Source organism: uncultured Sphingomonas sp. (assembly GCF_964243315.1).
Lineage (GTDB): Bacteria > Pseudomonadota > Alphaproteobacteria > Sphingomonadales > Sphingomonadaceae > Sphingomonas.
The window spans coordinates 20348-37292 of the sequence record NZ_CAXTEM010000004.1; the positions used below are offsets into that span (position 1 = coordinate 20348).

The window sequence follows — 16945 nt, forward strand, 5'->3', positions numbered from 1 at the left end:
GAGCCGATAGAGCGGCTCACCCTCGTTGGCCAGAGGGCCCGCCCTTTATCCTAGAAAACGCTCGAAATGAGCATGCGTCGCGTCCGGCTTCGACGCGATCAGCGTGCGGACACGGCCGTCGACGTCGTCGTCGGTTTCCCCGCTGTGGCGCAGGGCCATCGACCAGCTGCCGAATTCCCGCTGATCGAGATCGCGATCGACAAGCACCTCGACATCGCGGTGCCTAGGATCCTTGACGATCCGGTCGAGGGTGAGGCGGACCGCCTCGTCGGGTCCTTCGAGCACTTGGAGGAAGCGGTCACGGCGGACCCAGAGCAGCCCGGTGACGCTTTCGAGCGCGTTGTTGTGGCGCGATTGCTGGAGGATGGCGTCAACCACCGCTTGTCGCGGGGGTGCCGTACTCGTGCTGACGTAAAGAACCTGACGCAAGAGACCTCCTAGCGGGGTGCCGGGTATCACCACGCCTAATCGATGACGTTGATATGGATCAACTTCTTGTTCCCCGTGATTATCGTCAGCACACAAATTGCAGACATGAGGATACTCACTATATCTGCGCTCATGAGTGACAGCATCGGTTTTCTAATCAGCGATGTCTCCCGGCTGATGCGGCGGCGGTTCGACGAGCGTGCACGCGCAATCGGGGTGACGCGGCCGCAATGGCGCGCGTTGACCGCGCTTTCCCGGCACGAAGGCATCAACCAGGGCCAACTGGCCGATCTGCTCGAGGTCGAGCCGATCACGCTGTGCCGGATGGTCGATCGGCTGGAGGACGCGGGGCATGTCGAGCGGCGGCGCGATCCGGGCGATCGCCGCGCCTGGAATATCTTCCTGACCGACCGATCGCGACCGCTGCTGGAGCAATTGGGCCGGATCGCGGACGACCTGTTCGCGACCGCGCTGGCGGGCGTGGCGGCGGAGGATCGCACCCGCCTGACCGCGACGCTCGACCGTATTCGCGACAATCTCGCCACACCCGAAACCGGGAAGGATAGTGCACATGGCTGATGCCGATCCCGTCACCGACCTGCGTAGCGCGGAGGCGGCACAGGTCCAGGTTGCGAAGCCACGCCGCTGGGGGCGGCTGGCGCTGCTGCTGAGTGTGCCGCTGCTGATCGTCCTGATCGGCGCGTATCTGTGGGTGACCTCGGGCCGGACGGTATCGACCGACAACGCCTATGTCTCGCAGGACAAGGTGGCGGTGTCGGCCGATGTCGCGGGCCGGATCGTCGAGGTGAATGCGCGCGAGAACCAGCAGGTGCGTGCCGGCGACATGCTGTTCCGGATCGATCCCGACCCGTACCGGATCGCGGTCGCCCAGGCGAACGCATCGATCGCGACCGCGCAGGTCGACGTTGCGACCTTGCAGGCGAACTACCGCGGCACCAACGCAGATATCGAGGCGGCGCGCGATGCGATCACCAATGCGCAGGAGGATTACCAGCGGCAGGCAGCGCTGATGAGCAGCGGCTTCACCACGCGCGCGCGGCTCCAGCAGGCTCAGCATGCGGTGGAGCAGGCCCGCGCGCAGCTTGCCAATGCGCAGGCGGCAGCAGCGGAGGCGCAGGCCAAGCTCTCGGCAGGGTCGGCGGTGCCGGGCACTGCGCCCGCGATCGCCGCCGCGCAGGTCCAGCGGTCGCGCGCCGCGCTCGATCTCGCGCGCACCGTCGTTCGTGCCCCGGTCGGCGGCACGGTGAGCCAGGCCGATCGGCTCCAGGTCGGGCAGATGATGATCACCGGACTGCCCGCGGTCAGCATCGTCGCCAACGGCCGGTCGTGGGTCGAGGCGAACTTCAAGGAAACCGATCTCAACAAGATGCGCGTCGGCCAGTGGGCCGAGATCGGCTTCGATGCGTATCCGGGGCTGACGCTGAAGGGCCATGTCCAGTCGATCGGTGCGGGAACCGGCAGCGAATTCTCCGTGCTCCCGGCGCAGAACGCGACCGGCAATTGGGTGAAGGTGACGCAGCGCGTGCCGGTGCGGATCGCGATCGACGAGAAGAGCCCGCGTCAGCTGATCGCGGGGCAATCGGCCGACGTGACCGTCCGGGTCGAGTAGGGCCGCGCGCGTGAACGACGAGGCGCCGGCTCTCCATACGTCCAATCGCCCGCTGCTGACGCTGGGGGTGATGGCGGCGACGATCATGCAGATCCTCGATTCGACGATCGCTAATGTCGCGCTGCCGCACATGCAGGCGTCGCTCGGGGCGACCGCCGACACCGTGACCTGGGTGCTTACCAGCTACATCGTCGCGTCCGCGGTCGCGATCCCGCTGACCGGCTGGTTGTCCGACCGGGTCGGCAGCCGCAACCTGTTCCTCGGTGCGGTGGTCGGCTTCGTGATCGCGTCGATGCTGTGCGGGCTGGCGACGAGCCTGCCCGAGATGGTCGTGTTCCGCGTGCTCCAGGGAATCGCTGCGGCGTTCATGAACCCGCTTAGCCAGACCGTGATGATGGACATCAACCCCAAGTCCAAACAGGCGAGCGCGATGTCGATCTGGGGAATGGGGGTGATGGTCGGCCCGATCCTCGGCCCGGTGATCGGCGGCTGGCTGACCGACTATTACGACTGGCGCTGGTGCTTCTACGTCAACGTGCCGGTCGGGATCGGCTGCTTCGCGATCCTGTGGGCGCTGCTGCCCGGCCGCGGCATCACCCGGCGGCGGTTCGACCTGTTCGGCTTCGCCTCGCTGGCGGTCGCGATAAGCGTGTTCCAGCTGATGCTCGACCGTGGCCAGACGCAGGACTGGTTCAGTTCGTGGGAGGTGTGGATCGAGGGCATGGTCGCACTCGCGGCAACGTGGATGTTCGTCGTTCACCTGTTCCTCGCCGATCACCCGATGTTCGATCGCAGCCTGTTCGCGAACCGCAACCTCATCACCGGGCTCGGCTTCATGTTCGTGATCGGCGTGCTGATGACCGCGACGCTCGCGCTGCTGCCGCCGATGCTCCAGAGCCTGTACAATTATCCGGTGCTGACCATCGGGCTGCTGTTGATGCCGCGCGGGATCGGGATCGTCGCGAGCATGTGGATCGCCGGGCGGCTGATGCAGCGCAACGTCGATCCGCGGATCATGGTCGGACTGGGGCTGAGCATCGCGGCGTATTCGCTGTGGGAGATGACCGGCTGGAACCTACAGATGGGATCGATGCCGTTCATTGTCACCGGCGTCGTCCAGGGCGTCGGGCTTGGCCTGATCTTCATACCCCTGAACGTCATGGCCTTCGCGACGCTGTCCCCGATGAAGCGCACCGACGGCGCCAGCCTGATGAACCTGTCGCGCAACATCGGCGGTTCGGTCGGCATCTCAGTGGTCACCGCGCTGCTCGCGCGCAACGTCCAGATCAGCCACGAGGTGCTCGGCGGGCATCTGACCACCGGCGTGATCGGCGGCGCGGATCCGGTCGTGTCGAGCGCTGTCGGCGGCACCACCGACCAGGCGCTGATGCTCGCGGATGCGCTGATCAACAAGCAAGCGGCGATGATCGCCTATATCGACGACTTCAAGCTGATGATGATCCTGACGCTCGCGGCGTTGCCGCTGGTCTTAGTGCTGAAGCGGCCGAGGGGCGCCGCGCCGGTCGCCGCCGCCGCTGACGCGATGGGTCATTGATGGTTCAGGCAGGCAAAGGCATCTAGGAACCTCCGCGCGTTTCGCTAGTCTGATCGCCGGTCACGCGCGGAAGAAGCGCGGAGCGAACAGGGCGAGGTACGACGATGACCGAGATCTCCGCTGCGCCTGACGAGCCGATCGCCGCCGAGCGGCCGGGCCGGCGGCGCAAGATCGTGGTGCGGGTGCTCGTCGGTATCGTGGTGGCGATCTTTGCAGTGTGGCTGCTGCTCTACATCACCAAGGGTCGGTTCCTGCGCCACCCGTTCGAGCGCGTCGTCGGGTCGCTAACCGATCGCGAGGTGCGGGTAGGGGGCGATTTCCAGCTTTATTTCGCGCCGTTCGCGATTCGGCTCGTCGCGGACCGCGCGAGCGTCTCCAACCCCGGCTGGACGACGCGACCGCATCTGTTCAGCGCTGATCATGTCGAGGCGCGGATCGCCCCGCTGTCGCTGCTGTTCGGGCGGCGGCGACTTTATTCGCTCGATCTGGTCAACGGTGCGGTCGATCTGGAATGGAACGCCGCGCACGATCGCAACAGCTGGACCTTCGGCGACAAGAAGGGCGGCAAGCCGCTCGAGTTCCCGACGATCGACGTCGCGACGGTGGCGGGCACCACGATCCGCTACCGTGATCCGCGGATGAAGCTGCTCGCCGATCTCCGCTTCGAGACGATCCGCTCGAACGCCGCGCGGATCGGGCAATCGGTCGACTTCACCGGCACGGGCATGGTCCGCGCGACCCCGTTCACGCTGACCGGCGCGCTGCTGTCCCCCGACCGCACCGTCGCCCGCGGGCAGAACAAGCTCACACTTCGCGCGGTCGCCGCCCATAATGTGATCGACGTCGCCGGCACGCTGCCGAGCGTCGCCGATATCGAAGGCGTGCCGCTGGCGGTCGCGGCGCGCGGGCGCAACATCGACGAACTGCTCAACATTATCGGCGTGGTGGTGCCGGAAACCCGGCGCTACCGGCTCACGGCCAGCCTGGTGAAGCGCGGCACCGACTATCGCTTCACGGGGATGAAGGGGCGGTTCGGCGACAGCGACATCGCGGGCAGCTTCACCGTCCAGCAGATCGAACCTCGGATCCACATCGACGCGACGCTCGCCACCCGGCAGCTAGACATCGTCGATGTCGCGCCATTCATCGGCTACAATCCCGATCTCGTCGCCGCCAAGGGCGTGGTCGCCGCGGCGCGTGCGACCGGCGCCGCGCCCGCGCGAATGCTGCCCGATGCGCGGCTGCGGGTGGAGGCGATGCGGCAGTTCGATGCCGATGTCCGCTACACCGTCGGTACCGTGCGATCGCGCAAGGTGCCGATCTCGAACGTCGCGCTGACGACGCGATTGAAGAACGGCGTGCTCCAGCTGTCGCCGCTGACCTTCGCGATGGCGCGCGGCAACGTCGCTGCCGACGTGACGATCGACGCGAGCAAGCGCCCGACCCATACCCGCTACGACATCCGCCTCGCGCCGACCCCGATGAGCCGGCTGCTCGCGGGCTTCGGGGTGGCCGAGGCAGGTACCACCGGCATGATCAAGGGCCGGCTCCAGCTCGAAGGTGACGGCGAGACCATCCATGAATCGCTGTCGGCGGCGAATGGTCGCATCGCGCTGACGATGCCGCACGGCACCTTTTGGACGCGCAACGTCCAGCTCGCCGAACTCGATGTCGGCACCTTCGTGCAGAAGATGTTCCAGGGCCGGCTGAAAAAGCCGGTGGAGATCAATTGCGGCGTGATCGCCTTCACCGTCCGGCGCGGCGTCGCGGCGGCGGATCCGATCCTGATCGACACCACCAAGAACGTGATCGTCGGGCGCGGCGGCTTCAGCTTCGGCACCGAGGCGATGGACCTCGCCTTTCGCGCCGACGGTAAGAAGTTCAGCGTGTTCTCCGGCCAGTCGCCGGTCGGGTTGAAGGGTTATTTCGCGGAACCGCGGATCGACGTGATCAGCCCCGAACTGCTCAACCGCGCGGGTGCGGGGCTCGGCCTCGCGCTGCTCGCGACGCCGGTGGCGGGCATTCTCGCGTTCGTCGATGTCGGCGATGCGGAAGCGGCAGCCTGCGGTCCGGTGCTGCGCGGGGCACCGGCCGCGGCCCAGCGGACGACGGAAGGCGAGCGGCGCGATGATGTCGGGACGGGGAAGACCGACAAGAAATCGGGAAAGAAGAAGAATTTTTTGGGGATATTCTGAAGGACTGACGGTAACCCCGAATGATCCCGTCATCCCCGCCCTTCGCGGGGATGACGGAGCGGTTTGCCTTCGTCGTTGTTCGTTATGCGGAGCACTGGCCGAAAACGACTGATCCTCTCCGACCCGTTCGTCGGAGTAGGGATCGAGTAGCTGCGTCAGCAGCGTATCGAGAGCCCGTATCGGAGGACAGGTTGGCGCGCGGAACCTGTGCTTCGATACGAGCCCTCGATACGCCCCTGCGGGGCTACTCGGTCTCTACTCAGCACGAACGGTTGAGTAGACGCCGTGGGGAGGATCAATCCGCCGTGCCCGGCTCCGCCATCTTGCGGTGCTGTTCCGCCAACACTGCGGCCGGGGTGATGTGCGCCGCGGCGACTTGCAGCTTGTTCTTCCAGCCCGATACGATCGACGCCTTGCCGGCCATCAGCGCGTCCCAGCCGTCCTTGGCGACATCGACCGGATCGCTCTTGTTGGGGTTGGTGCCGACCGACGTGTCCATCATGTCGGCGCGGTCGAAGAACTCGGTCTCGACCGGGCCCGGCATCAGCGTGGTGATCGTGACGCCGTCCGATTCCTTCAGCTCGTTGCGCAGCGCATCGGTGAAGCTGTCCACGAACGCCTTGGTGCCGTTGTAGACCGCCTGGAAGCTGCCCGGGATGAAGCCCGCGATCGAGCCGACCACCAGCACCTTGCCCTCGTTGCGCGCGACCATCGCGGGTAACGTCTTGTGAAGCAGGTAGAGTGTGCCGACGACATTGGTGTCGACGACCTTGCGCCAGTCCGCGACCGACTGATCGAGGAAGCCGTGGCCGAGCCCGCGACCGGCATTGGCGCAGACCAGGTCGATCTGGCGCCCGCCGGCGGCCGCGAGGAGACGATCGACGCCCTCGATCGTCGACAGATCGGCCTCGACCGACTGGACGTCGGTGCCGAACTGCTTGAAGTCCGCCGCTGCAGCCTCGACCAGCGGTTCGTCGGCGACTACCAGGATGTCGTAGCCGTCCTTGGCGGCGAGGGTGGCTAGTTCGAAGCCGATGCCGGTCGATGCGCCGGTGATGATCGCGAATTTATTGGCCATGGTCTATTTTCCTCAAGCAGCGGCGAAGTCGGGGCGAAGCACGACCTTCGTCACCTCGTTCTGGTTGTTCTTGAACATGTCGTAGCCCTTGGGCGCGTCTTCGAGCGCCATGCGGTGCGAGATCAGGAAGGTGGTGTCGATCTTCCCTTCCATGATCGCGTTGAGCAGCGCGGGCATGTAATGCTGGACGTGGGTCTGCCCGGTCTTGAGCGTCAGCCCCTTTTCCATGAACGCACCGAGCGGGAACTTGTCGATGAAGCCGCCATAGACCGCGGGCATCGAGACGCGTCCGCCCTTGCGGCAGGCGATGATCGCTTGGCGGATCGAATGCGCGCGATCGGTGCCGAGGAAGGTCGACGCCTTGATCTGGTCGACGATGTTGTCGACGAACGCGCCGTGCGCCTCCAGCCCGACGCTGTCGATCACCGCATCGGGGCCGATCCCGCCGGTCATCTCCATCAGCGCTTCGTAGACCGCGGTCTGTTCGAAGTTGATCGTCTCCGCGCCGAAGCGCTTGGCGAGTTCGAGGCGGTGCGGGAAGTGGTCGATCGCGATGACGCGCTCGGCGCCCATCAGGAACGCCGACTGCACCGCGAACAGGCCGACCGGGCCGCAACCCCAGACCGCGACGGTATCGCCGGGCTCGATCTGCGCATTTTCGGCTGCCATCCAGCCGGTTGGCAGGATGTCCGACAGGAACAGGACCTTCTCGTCCTCGACACCGTCGGGAATGACGATCGGGCCGACATCACTGAACGGCACGCGGACATATTCGGCCTGGCCGCCGGCATAGCCGCCGGTCATGTGGCTGTAGCCGAACAGTCCCGACATCGGCTGGCCGTAGATCGTCTGCGCGATATCCTGATTATCGGCGGGCAGGCCGTTGTCGCACGCCGAATATTGATGCTTGCCGCAATGATAGCAGCTGCCGCACGAGATCGTGAACGGGACCACGACCTTCTGGCCCTTCTTCAGCGTCGATTTCGCGCCGATCTCGACGACCTCGCCCATGAATTCATGGCCTAGGATGTCGCCAGCCTGCATCGTCGGAATGTAGCCGTCGTAGAGATGGAGGTCGGACCCGCAGATCGCGGTCGCGGTGACCTTGATGATGCAGTCGCGGGGATTGACGATCTCGGGATCATCGACGGTATCGACGCGGACGTCGTGCTTGCCGTGCCAGGCCAGGGCGCGCATCAGGCGGCCTCCTCTTCATGTTGCTTGCGGGTCATCGCGGAAGTCGCGATCTCGCCAGTTTCCATCAGTTGCTTGAAGCGACGCAGGTCGCGGCGCGCCTGGATCGCAGGCTCGCGCTGGAACATCTTGGCGATGAACTTGCCGATCGCGCCGCCGGGGGGATCGTAGAGGATCGTCGCGGTGACGACGGTGCCGCGCGCACCCGCGTCGCGGAAGTCGATCCGGCCGCTGTTGGGGACATCCGCACCGGGCTCGGACGCCCAGGCGATGAACCGATCCTGAGCTTCCTCGGTGATCAGCGAGTCCCATTCGTATGCCTTGCCGGCGGGGCCTTTCACGACCCAATGCGACCGCTTCTGGTCGAGGATGTCGATGCGCTCGACATTCTCCATGAACGTCGGAAGATTGGTGAAATCGCGGAAATAGGCGAAGAGTTCACCGACGGGACGATTGATCGTGACCGACCGTCCGACGAGTTGATCGCCGCGTTTCTCGAAGCTGCCGCCGGTCGCCTCGTCGATTGCGTCATGACGATTCGATGCGGTCAGCGGGGCGTCGTCGTGGACGCTCTGATCTGCCATGGAACACTCCTGTCTGCGGTAAGGTCACCAAGCGAACCGCCCAAAACTTTGTTCCGAATTGATCGGGATCACAGCGGTTTGCCGGTCTCCCATCCCCAATGTTGATCCATGTTGGCGACTTCGGGTCGCAAGCGACCATCGACGGCGCGGGAACCGCGACGCTGCGCGTTCGCTTGCGCTGAATGGCACGCCCTTCCGCAGACAAGCTGGCAACGCCGACGCTTCAGCATCTCGAGCAACTGGTGCAGGGCCTCACCGCTGGCGTCATCCTGGTCGACCCGACCGGCGTGATCCTCACCGCCAATCCCGCCGCGTGCAAGATGCACGGCGTCACCAAGCCCAAGGACCTCGGCGCGACCGCCGACGAATATTGCCAGCGCTTCTGCCTGCGGCACCGCAACCACCACCGGCTCGACCGGCGCGAATACCCGATCATGCGGATGCTCGCGGGCGAACAATTTCCCGACATGATCGTCGAGGTGGCACGGGTCGGCGACAACGAGCCGCGCTGGACGCACCAGGTTCATGACGTGGTGATGGACATCGACGGCGGCGATCCCGATTGCCTCGCGCTCGTCATCCAAGATGTGTCCGACCGGTTCGAAGCGGAGGCGCGGTTCGAGGCGATGTTCCAGGCCAATCCGGCGCCCGCCGCGATCGTGCGGCTTAGCGACCAGCGTTATGTACGCGTCAATGCGGGGTTCCTTGACATGACCGGCTACGAGCGCGCCGCGGTGCTGGGGCGGCCGCTGCGCGAGATCGACGTGCTCGCGCGTGCCGAACGCCACAAGGTCGTCGCCGATCACCTCGCCGCGGGCACGACGATTCCGCAGGTAGAGGCGGAGGTGCCGCTGCCCGACGGCGGCACCAAGCTGGTGATCCTCGCCGGCCAGCCGATCGAAATCGCCGACGAGCGTTGCATGTTGTTCACCTTCGCCGATCTGGAGCCGCGGCGACAGGCGGAGGGCGCGTTGCGCGCGAGCGAGCGGCATTTCGCGACGGTGTTCCGGATGGCGCCGGTGGCGATGGCGGTGACCAGCGGCGACGACCACCGCATCGTCGAGGTCAACGAGGCGTTCCGGCGGCTGACCGGCCATGCCACCGAAGCACTGCTCGGCCATGCTCCCGACGACCTGCAGCTATGGAACGACGGCGACCAGCGCCGCGTGCTGGAGGATGAGATCAAGCGGCGCGGCGGCATCCGCAACCATGATGTCCGCGTGCTCCACAAGGACGGGTCGACCAGCGACTGCCTGGTGTCCGCCGAGGTGATCGCGCTGCGCGGCGATCGCTGCGTGCTGTGGCTGTACCAGGACATCAGCGCGCGCAGGCATACCGAACTGGAGCTGGTCGACGCCATCGACGCGGTGATGAAGGATGCGAGCTGGTTCAGCCGATCGATCATGGACAAGCTCGCCACCGTTCGCGGCAACGCGAGCGAGGGCACATCCGCGCAACCCGCCTCGCAGGAGCTGAGCCGGCGCGAACGCGAGGTGCTGGAGCTGATCTGCGAGGGCCGCGACGACAAGGCGATCGCGGCGCGGCTTGCGCTGTCGAGCAACACCGTGCGCAACCACGTGTCGCGGCTCTACGCGAAGATCGGCGTCAACCGGCGCAGCGCCGCGGTGATCTGGGCGCGCGAACGCGGGATCGGCGGCCGAACGGGTTGACGCGCGCCGGTCTCGCCCAGCGCGGTAGCCTGGTCGATTGCGGGGGAGCCGATCGGCAGGGAAGGACGTTACCTTATCAATGCCTCGCGTCCTGCTCGATCCCACCGACCTCCGCCAAGCCGTGGGTGCCGCCTTCATCGCGGCGCTCGATGGGTGCGATCGCACCCGCCCGATCCTGATCGTCGGCCATTTCGATGCCGATGGGCTTGCCGCCGTCGCTACACTCGCACGGGCGTTGGGCGCGGCGCGGATCGATCATGCGGTCCGCATCCTTGGCAAGGGCGAGAACCCATGGGACGCTGCGTTCGCGGACGAGGTTCGCGCGCGTGACCCGGGCGGGCTGATCGTCACCGATCTCGGCGTGCGGAGCGAGCCGATAGCGTCGGGCGTGCCGACCATCTTGATTGATCATCATGTGCCGACCGGCGAGCCCGGCGGCGAGACCACCGCGATCAGCGGCAACGGCCTGGTGCCCGAACCGACTTCGGCGCTGCTAGCGTGGTGGTGCGCGCAGGCGTTGGGGGATGCGGACGCTTGGCTGTGGCTCGCCGCGCTCGGCCTGATCGGCGACATGGCGCCAGAGGACGCGTTTCCCGAACTCGCGACCGCGCAGGCGCGCTGGGGCAAGACCGCGCTGCGCAATGCGGTGTCGCTGATCAATGCGCCGCGCCGCGCGGCCGCCGCCGACGCAAGTCCGGCACTAGCGCTACTGATGAAGGCGGGCGGACCCAAGGACGTGTTGTCCGGCGCGCATCCCGAGACCCAGGCGTTGCTCGACGCCAAGGCCGAGGTGAACGCCGCGCTCGCGGAGGCGAAGCGGGTGCCGCCGCGGGTGCAGGGCGACGTCGCGCTGATCCGTTTCGCGTCGCCGTGCCAGATCCATCCGCTGATCGCGCAGCAATGGCGCGGGCGGCTGAAGGACAAGATCGTGCTCGCCGCCAACACCGGCTACCGCGACGGCTGGGTCCATTTCGCCGCACGATCCGCCAGCGGCCGGGACCTGATCGCGTTCCTCGCCGACCACCGCCCGGCAGGCGCCGGCGCCCACTACGGCAACGGCCATGTCCAGGCCACCGGTGGCGCCTTGCGACCCGCCGAGTGGAACGCGTTCGTCCGCGATCTCGGCTTTCCTTCCGAACAGGTGCCTGCATGACTCGACCGCTACGACTCGGCTTTCCCGTGAAGGTCATGGGCCGACCCGACATGAAGTCGAACGACACGCGCCGATGGCAGAAGAACCCGCATCTGAAATGTTCGCTGGAGGGGGTCGACCGGATACTCGACTATCTCGCTTCGCAGCATCTCGACATGTACCGACTGTCGTCGGATCTCGCGCCCTACGCGACGCATCCGGACATGCCGCAATTCCACGACATGGTCGCGGAAAGCGATGCCGAACTACGCGCGTTCGGGGCCAAGGCGAAGGCGCTCGATATCCGCCTGTCGTTCCATCCGTCGCAATATGTGCTGCTGAATTCGCCGGACGAGACGCTGACCAGGAAAAGCATCTGGGATCTGGCGAGCCAGGCCGAGATGCTCGATCGCATGGGGCTCGACGACGAGGCGGTGATGGTGACGCATGTCGGCGGAGTCTATGACGACCGCGAGGCGAGCCGCGCACGCTGGATCGAGGGGTGGGAGAAATGCCCCGATCATGTGCGCCGGCGGCTGGTGCTGGAGAACGACGATATCCGCTTCTCCGCCGCGGACGTCCTGTGGATCCATGAACGAACGGGCGTGCGGTTGATCTTTGACTATCAGCATTTCTGGTGTCTCAACCCCGAACGGCTCGACATGCGTGCGACGCTCGAACGCTTCCTCGCGAGCTGGCCTGCGGGTGTGCGGCCGAAGATCCACTTCTCGTCGCCGCGTACCGAAATGCGCGAGGTCAAGCAGGCGATCACCCCGAAGCAGCGCGCGGCCGCGAAGGCGGGCACCGCTCGCCCCAAGAAGGGCGAGATCACCAAGGCGCCGGTAAAGGCTACCGCGCGGGTGAAGACGGTGCTGCGGCCGCCGATCTGGACCGGGCATGCCGACTTCACCAACCCGTTCGAATTCGCAACGTTCATGCGGATGGCCGAGGGGCTGGAGTTCGATGTAATGATGGAGGGCAAGTCGAAGGACATCAGCCTGTTGAAGCTGCGTCCCGACCTGCTCCGCTTCGCCCCCGACGTCGCCGCGCGCTTCGGCATCACCGCGGCCGACGAGGCGGGACTGGCAGCCGATGAAGCGGCGCTCGAGCAGGGCGTAGCGGCCGACGACGCACCCGACGTCGACGAGGGCGCCGTCTAAACGAGCGCGGCTTCGACGCTCGGCAGGATGGATCGCGCGATGATCTCGATCGCGCGGGCGCTGGGGTGGAGGCCGTCGCGCAGCGTCAGCTCGGGCCGGCCGATCGCGCCCGCCATGAAGAACGGGTATAGCGAGACGCCGCGCCGTGCGGCCAGCGCCGGGAACAGCGCGTTGAAGCGCAGCGCACGTTCGCCGAGGAACGGCGGCGCCATCATCCCTGCGAGCAGCACGCGGATGTCGCACGCCTCGAACTGGTCGAGGATCGCGCCGAGATTGCGTTCGGTGACGACGGGATCGACGAAGCGCAGCATATCGTTGGCGCCGAGTTCGACGATCGCGAGGTCGGGTTTGCGGCGCAGGCTCGCTAGCAGCCGCGGCAGTCGGGCTAGGCCGCTGCCGGTGGTGTCGCCCGACACGCCGGCATTCTGGACGCTGGCGGCAGGCGCGCGCTCACGCAGCAGCGCCTCCAGCCGGGCTGGGAACGCCTCGGCGCGGGTCAGGCCATAGCCCGCGGTCAGGCTGTCGCCGAAAGCGAGGACGAAGGGATCGGCGCGCAGGTTCATCGACCCATGATCTCCATGAGGGCAATCGTTCGTATGCGTTGGTGAAGCGCGGGAGGTGGGGATCGCCGCCGCCGATTACCATGTCTCGGAGCCACCGGAACTGGGCCGGAACTGGTTCGCAGGCTTAACGGTTTCGTATGGCAAGGAGATCGACGATGGCCGACGAATTGCACAAGGGCGACAAGGTTTCGTGGAAGAGCCATGGCGGCACCGCGCATGGCAAGGTGGTGAAGAAGCAGACCAGCGAAACCGAGATCAAGGGGCACAAGGTCGCCGCGAGCAAGGACGATCCGCAATACATCGTCGAGACCGATGCGGGTAAGCAGGCCGCGCACAAGCCGACGGCGCTGAAGAAGGAATGACGGGTCAGCGACGCCCGTCGAGATACAGATAGGACGGGTCGAACTCGCCCGCGCGCCGCAGCTTCGGAAGATCGAGGATCGTCACCCGACCGCTGCGGAAATTGACGAGATCGCTCTCGCGCAGATCCTTCAGCGTACGGTTGACGTGGACGTTGGTCAGCCCGGTACATTCGGCGAGGTCGGTCTGCGTGATCGGCAGATCGTAGCCGGTCTCGTCGGCAAGCCCGACCACCTGCAAGCGCAGTTGTAGTTCGCAGAACAGCGCGGCGAGCTTGGCACGCGCGCTGCGGCGCCCGAGCGAGAACGTCCATTCGCGGTGGATTGCCGCGTCCAGGTTGGTCGCGAACCAATAGACCCGCGCGAGATGCGGGAAACGTTCGGTGATCTCGCGCAGCCGAGCATGCGGCACGAACGCGACCCGGCAAGGGCTGAGCGACATGATCGCATGGTCGAGATGCTTCAAGGTGAAGCTGTGGAGGTCGACGAAGTCGCCCGCGACATGGAGTTCGGTGATCTGGCGACTGCCCCCGCGCAGGTCCTTGTACCGGCACATTATGCCGGAGAGCAGCAGCGTGCAGTGATCGAGATCGACGCCCGGATAGATCAGCGTGTGATCGGCGGGCAGATCCTTGTAGCCCGACACCGAGTCGCGAATCGCCTTTTCCTCCTCCGGCGAGATCGTGTCTCGCGCGCGTAGCTTGGCGAGGTGTCGGTCGATCATCTCGGCGCCCCGCAGCTCGGGGTTGCGGCTTCCCTGTTCCTTGCGGGCATCGCCTGCTCCCTGGTCGTTGCGATTGGTGACGAACGATCGACCGCCGCGATCTTTCCGCGACCCATGCCGACGGCGCATCGACGCCGCGCTCCGGTGCCGCTAACTGACGGCATGAACCAAACCACCGCGGTCGAACGGGTCGACCTGGATCTCGCCGAACGTGCGGCGCCCGCCCGCCGCAATCCTATCGTGAGGGCCGTGGGCTGGGTGAGCGAGCTTGCCGATCAACCGCCGCTAATCTCGATTTGCGTCGCGACCACCCTGATCGGTGCGATCGCGCACAATCCGCGGATGATCCGGGCGGGCGCGACGATGCTGGCCTCCGAGTTGCTGGCCACGCAGATCAAGACCAGCGTCAAGAAGCGGGTCGATCGGACCCGGCCCGAGGCCGTCGACGACGGCCGCGACTATACGATGGAAGCCGGGGATAGTCGGGAAAGCGAAGACAGCAGCTTTCCCTCGGGACACACCGCGGGTGCGGTCACGGTCGCGCGTGCGTTTGCCCGCGTCTATCCCGAACATCGCCTTTCCGCCTATGGCACCGCCGCGGCCGTCGCGCTTATCCAGATCCCGCGCAGCAAACATTATCTGAGCGATCTCGCCGCAGGCGCGGTCGTGGGCGTCGCTGCCGAACTTGCCGTCGATGCGGTGTTCGGCAAGCGAGAAGCGGACGAAAACGAGTGACGGCCGCGCGGGGGTTCCGCGCGGCCGTTGGGTAGAGAAGAACGACGCCCTTCAGCGTCGGCTTTAGATCCGGTCGTCAGATCCGGTCGTCGTCCGACCGGTAATAGGAGCGATACCGATTGCTGCTCTGGTCGGTGTCGCGGAACCCGGTGAGCACCGAGCCGCCGGCCCGATCGTTCTCGGTGGTCGCGGTACCGATGTCCGTATCGCGGTCGGCGCCAAGGCCGGTTCCCGTGCTGCCCGCATAATCCCATCCGTCGGAACGCCACTGCTGCGACCGTTCGTCGAGATCGATTGAATTCGCTTCCTCGAGCGCGCGGACTGCGGCTGCCGTATTGTCCTCATCGACATCGGCGGTCAGCAGGAAGCCACCACGACGGATGCCCTCCTCATAGGTATGGCGATCCTCGTCCGGCAGGAAGGCGTTCTTGATCGACGCCCACAGGCCGCGATCCTGGTGCGTCGAGTAGCTGCCCGATGTCGTGTGCGACGATTGATCGTGGATGTTGACGTGGCTCGCGTCAATACCTGCCTGGCGGAGGCGCTCGCCCCCAGCTTCGGCATCGGCGCGAGTGTCGAACAGCGCGGTGATGGTACGTGACATGGTTCGTTCCTTCGTTCGAGTGCGTCGATCCCAAGGATCAACGCTGCGTGACGACGATCTCGGTGCGGCGGTTTTCCGCCTGACCTGGGGTCGTGGCGTTGGAGCCGACGGGGTCGGCTTCGCCACCGCTGCCGGTCTCGATCCGGTTCGCGTCGATGCCCTGCGCGACCAGTGCGGCCTTCACGCTGTCGGCGCGTGCCTTGCCGAGCGCGACGTTGGCGGGTTCCGCGCCACGGGCATCGGCATAACCGGCAACGCGCACCTTTGTGTTTGGATACTGCTTCAGCGTCGCGGCTACCGTCGCGACCTCGTCGGCGTCTTCCGAACGGATGTCGCTCTTGGCGGTGTCGAAGTTCAGCTTTTCGAACGTGAAGCTGCGCGGCACGGCTTCATTGCCCGCCAGATAGGCGCCGAGACCGGCGGTGGTGGCGAGAACGGTCGACTGCCCCGCATCGGCGGTGGCGGCGACGACGCCGTCGCTGGTCGCGCTGGCAGTCGGCGAAGGCACGGGCGCAACTGCCGCTTCGTCGTCCCGGCCGCAACGGCTGAGCGCGAAGAGCAGCGCCAACAAGCCGAGCGCGAGGAGGATCCACGCGAGCCAGTTGGTCTTCTTGTTCTTCTCGATGTGAATGTGGTTCGGTGGCGCGCCGTCGGTGCGCCGGTCTTCCGGATCAACCATAGTTGCTCTCCTGTTGCTGGTATCCTGTTTCGCCAACGCACTAATTCGGAAAACCGCTCCACGCCGTCGCGTTCCCGGTCGAATGCGACGGCGCGACCGTCTTCGGCACCAGTCCGACATGACGATCGCGCCCCCGCATCAGATGTTCGTGGTTGCGATCAGCGCACCGCACCACGACGGAACAGGTTGATCAGCGCGAGCAGGATCACCGCGCCGAGCAGCGAGACCAGCACCGACTGGATCGAAATGGCGCCGCTGGTGATCGGGGCGCCGCCGATCAGCGGTGTGACGATGAAGCCCGCGAGCAGTGCGCCGACGATGCCGACGACGACGTTGAGGACGATGCCCTGCTGGCCGTCGGTGCGCATGATGAGGCTCGCCAGCCAGCCGACGATGCCGCCGACGATGAGGAGAATGATGAGACCCATGAGATTACCTTCCGTTGTTCGCCCCCACTCGCAGCCGGTTACGGCGCTGCATTCGGGTAGGACGGCATCAACGATGTCGGAGCGGTAATGTTCAGCACGATCAGTGGGCGAGCCGTGTGCGTGTTGGTGCAACCATCACTCGGACGTTGGTAGATTCTTGGTCCCTTGGATGCGTTGCAATGAAATCGCCACACCTTGGAAACGTTTGCACAATCCCGCTTGCAAA

Annotated in this window: 18 protein-coding genes; 9 read left to right on the forward strand and 9 right to left on the reverse strand. The window is 65.9% G+C overall.

Annotated elements, in window-relative coordinates:
• Window positions 1-45: 45 nt before the first annotated feature.
• Window positions 46-462 carry a BLUF domain-containing protein gene (locus ACFE77_RS02320; RefSeq protein ID WP_375420011.1) on the reverse strand — a complete coding sequence of 139 codons (417 nt, stop codon included), beginning with the start codon at window positions 460-462 and terminating at the stop codon, window positions 46-48.
• A gap of 99 nt (window positions 463-561) precedes the next feature.
• Between ACFE77_RS02320 and ACFE77_RS02325 the strand changes: the two genes are divergently transcribed.
• The 4 genes from ACFE77_RS02325 (at window position 562) to ACFE77_RS02340 (ending at window position 5809) form a co-directional block, all read left to right on the forward strand.
• Complete coding sequence (locus ACFE77_RS02325; RefSeq protein ID WP_375420012.1) at window positions 562-1008, forward strand: MarR family winged helix-turn-helix transcriptional regulator; 447 nt, start codon at window positions 562-564, stop codon at window positions 1006-1008.
• On the forward strand, window positions 1001-2059 hold the full coding sequence (locus tag ACFE77_RS02330; RefSeq protein WP_375420013.1) for an HlyD family efflux transporter periplasmic adaptor subunit: 1059 nt from the start codon (window positions 1001-1003) through the stop codon (window positions 2057-2059). The genes ACFE77_RS02325 and ACFE77_RS02330 overlap by 8 nt, the downstream gene beginning before the upstream one ends.
• A gap of 10 nt (window positions 2060-2069) precedes the next feature.
• Window positions 2070-3614, forward strand: a complete 1545-nt coding sequence (locus tag ACFE77_RS02335) for a DHA2 family efflux MFS transporter permease subunit (RefSeq protein ID WP_375420014.1) — start codon at window positions 2070-2072, stop codon at window positions 3612-3614.
• A 104-nt stretch (window positions 3615-3718) separates the two neighbouring features.
• Window positions 3719-5809 (forward strand): AsmA family protein, encoded by a 2091-nt coding sequence (locus ACFE77_RS02340; protein ID WP_375420015.1) that lies wholly within the window; start codon window positions 3719-3721, stop codon window positions 5807-5809.
• A 295-nt stretch (window positions 5810-6104) separates the two neighbouring features.
• Here ACFE77_RS02340 and ACFE77_RS02345 read toward each other — a convergent pair whose 3' ends face one another.
• From ACFE77_RS02345 to ACFE77_RS02355, 3 genes are read right to left on the reverse strand one after another with little or no spacing between them, the layout of a single operon-like run.
• Window positions 6105-6887, reverse strand: a complete 783-nt coding sequence (locus ACFE77_RS02345; protein WP_375420016.1) for an SDR family NAD(P)-dependent oxidoreductase — start codon at window positions 6885-6887, stop codon at window positions 6105-6107.
• A 12-nt stretch (window positions 6888-6899) separates the two neighbouring features.
• Window positions 6900-8084: a zinc-dependent alcohol dehydrogenase gene (locus tag ACFE77_RS02350; RefSeq protein ID WP_375420017.1), complete on the reverse strand. Its 1185-nt coding sequence runs from the start codon at window positions 8082-8084 to the stop codon at window positions 6900-6902.
• On the reverse strand, window positions 8084-8665 hold the full coding sequence (locus tag ACFE77_RS02355) for an SRPBCC family protein (RefSeq protein WP_375420018.1): 582 nt from the start codon (window positions 8663-8665) through the stop codon (window positions 8084-8086). The genes ACFE77_RS02350 and ACFE77_RS02355 overlap by 1 nt, the downstream gene beginning before the upstream one ends.
• 182 nt (window positions 8666-8847) lie before the next feature.
• Here ACFE77_RS02355 and ACFE77_RS02360 point away from each other — a divergent pair, with 182 nt between their 5' ends.
• The 3 genes from ACFE77_RS02360 (at window position 8848) to uvsE (ending at window position 12627) form a co-directional block, all read left to right on the forward strand.
• The gene (locus tag ACFE77_RS02360; RefSeq protein ID WP_375420019.1) at window positions 8848-10335 is read left to right on the forward strand and encodes a PAS domain S-box protein; all 1488 of its coding nucleotides are present in this window, start codon (window positions 8848-8850) and stop codon (window positions 10333-10335) included.
• Window positions 10336-10414: 79 nt separating this feature from the next.
• Entirely contained in the window at window positions 10415-11488 is a 1074-nt protein-coding gene (locus ACFE77_RS02365; protein ID WP_375420020.1) for a phosphoesterase, read from the forward strand.
• Window positions 11485-12627: a UV DNA damage repair endonuclease UvsE gene (gene uvsE / locus ACFE77_RS02370; protein ID WP_375420021.1), complete on the forward strand. Its 1143-nt coding sequence runs from the start codon at window positions 11485-11487 to the stop codon at window positions 12625-12627. Before ACFE77_RS02365 ends, uvsE begins: the two co-directional genes overlap by 4 nt.
• Here the strand turns inward: uvsE and ACFE77_RS02375 are convergent.
• Window positions 12624-13190, reverse strand: coding sequence for an arylesterase (locus ACFE77_RS02375; protein WP_375420022.1), 567 nt, complete (start codon window positions 13188-13190; stop codon window positions 12624-12626). The genes uvsE and ACFE77_RS02375 overlap by 4 nt on opposite strands.
• 155 nt (window positions 13191-13345) lie before the next feature.
• On the opposite strand from ACFE77_RS02375, the gene ACFE77_RS02380 reads away from it, so the two are divergent.
• Window positions 13346-13552 (forward strand): DUF2945 domain-containing protein, encoded by a 207-nt coding sequence (locus tag ACFE77_RS02380; RefSeq protein WP_375420023.1) that lies wholly within the window; start codon window positions 13346-13348, stop codon window positions 13550-13552.
• A 4-nt stretch (window positions 13553-13556) separates the two neighbouring features.
• Here the strand turns inward: ACFE77_RS02380 and ACFE77_RS02385 are convergent, their stop codons facing one another.
• Complete coding sequence (locus ACFE77_RS02385) at window positions 13557-14402, reverse strand: Crp/Fnr family transcriptional regulator (protein WP_375420024.1); 846 nt, start codon at window positions 14400-14402, stop codon at window positions 13557-13559.
• 33 nt (window positions 14403-14435) lie between these two features.
• Here ACFE77_RS02385 and ACFE77_RS02390 point away from each other — a divergent pair, with 33 nt between their 5' ends.
• A complete protein-coding gene (locus tag ACFE77_RS02390) occupies window positions 14436-15008 on the forward strand; it encodes a phosphatase PAP2 family protein (RefSeq protein WP_375420025.1) in 573 nt (190 codons plus the stop codon).
• Between the two features lie 76 nt (window positions 15009-15084).
• Here the strand turns inward: ACFE77_RS02390 and ACFE77_RS02395 are convergent, their stop codons facing one another.
• The 3 genes from ACFE77_RS02395 to ACFE77_RS02405 all read right to left on the reverse strand — a co-directional run bounded on the left by ACFE77_RS02395 (window position 15085) and on the right by ACFE77_RS02405 (window position 16719).
• Complete coding sequence (locus ACFE77_RS02395; RefSeq protein ID WP_375420026.1) at window positions 15085-15612, reverse strand: hypothetical protein; 528 nt, start codon at window positions 15610-15612, stop codon at window positions 15085-15087.
• Between the two features lie 37 nt (window positions 15613-15649).
• Window positions 15650-16291, reverse strand: coding sequence for an OmpA family protein (locus tag ACFE77_RS02400; RefSeq protein ID WP_375420027.1), 642 nt, complete (start codon window positions 16289-16291; stop codon window positions 15650-15652).
• Between the two features lie 158 nt (window positions 16292-16449).
• The gene (locus ACFE77_RS02405; protein WP_375420028.1) at window positions 16450-16719 is read right to left on the reverse strand and encodes a GlsB/YeaQ/YmgE family stress response membrane protein; all 270 of its coding nucleotides are present in this window, start codon (window positions 16717-16719) and stop codon (window positions 16450-16452) included.
• Window positions 16720-16945: the final 226 nt, after the last annotated feature.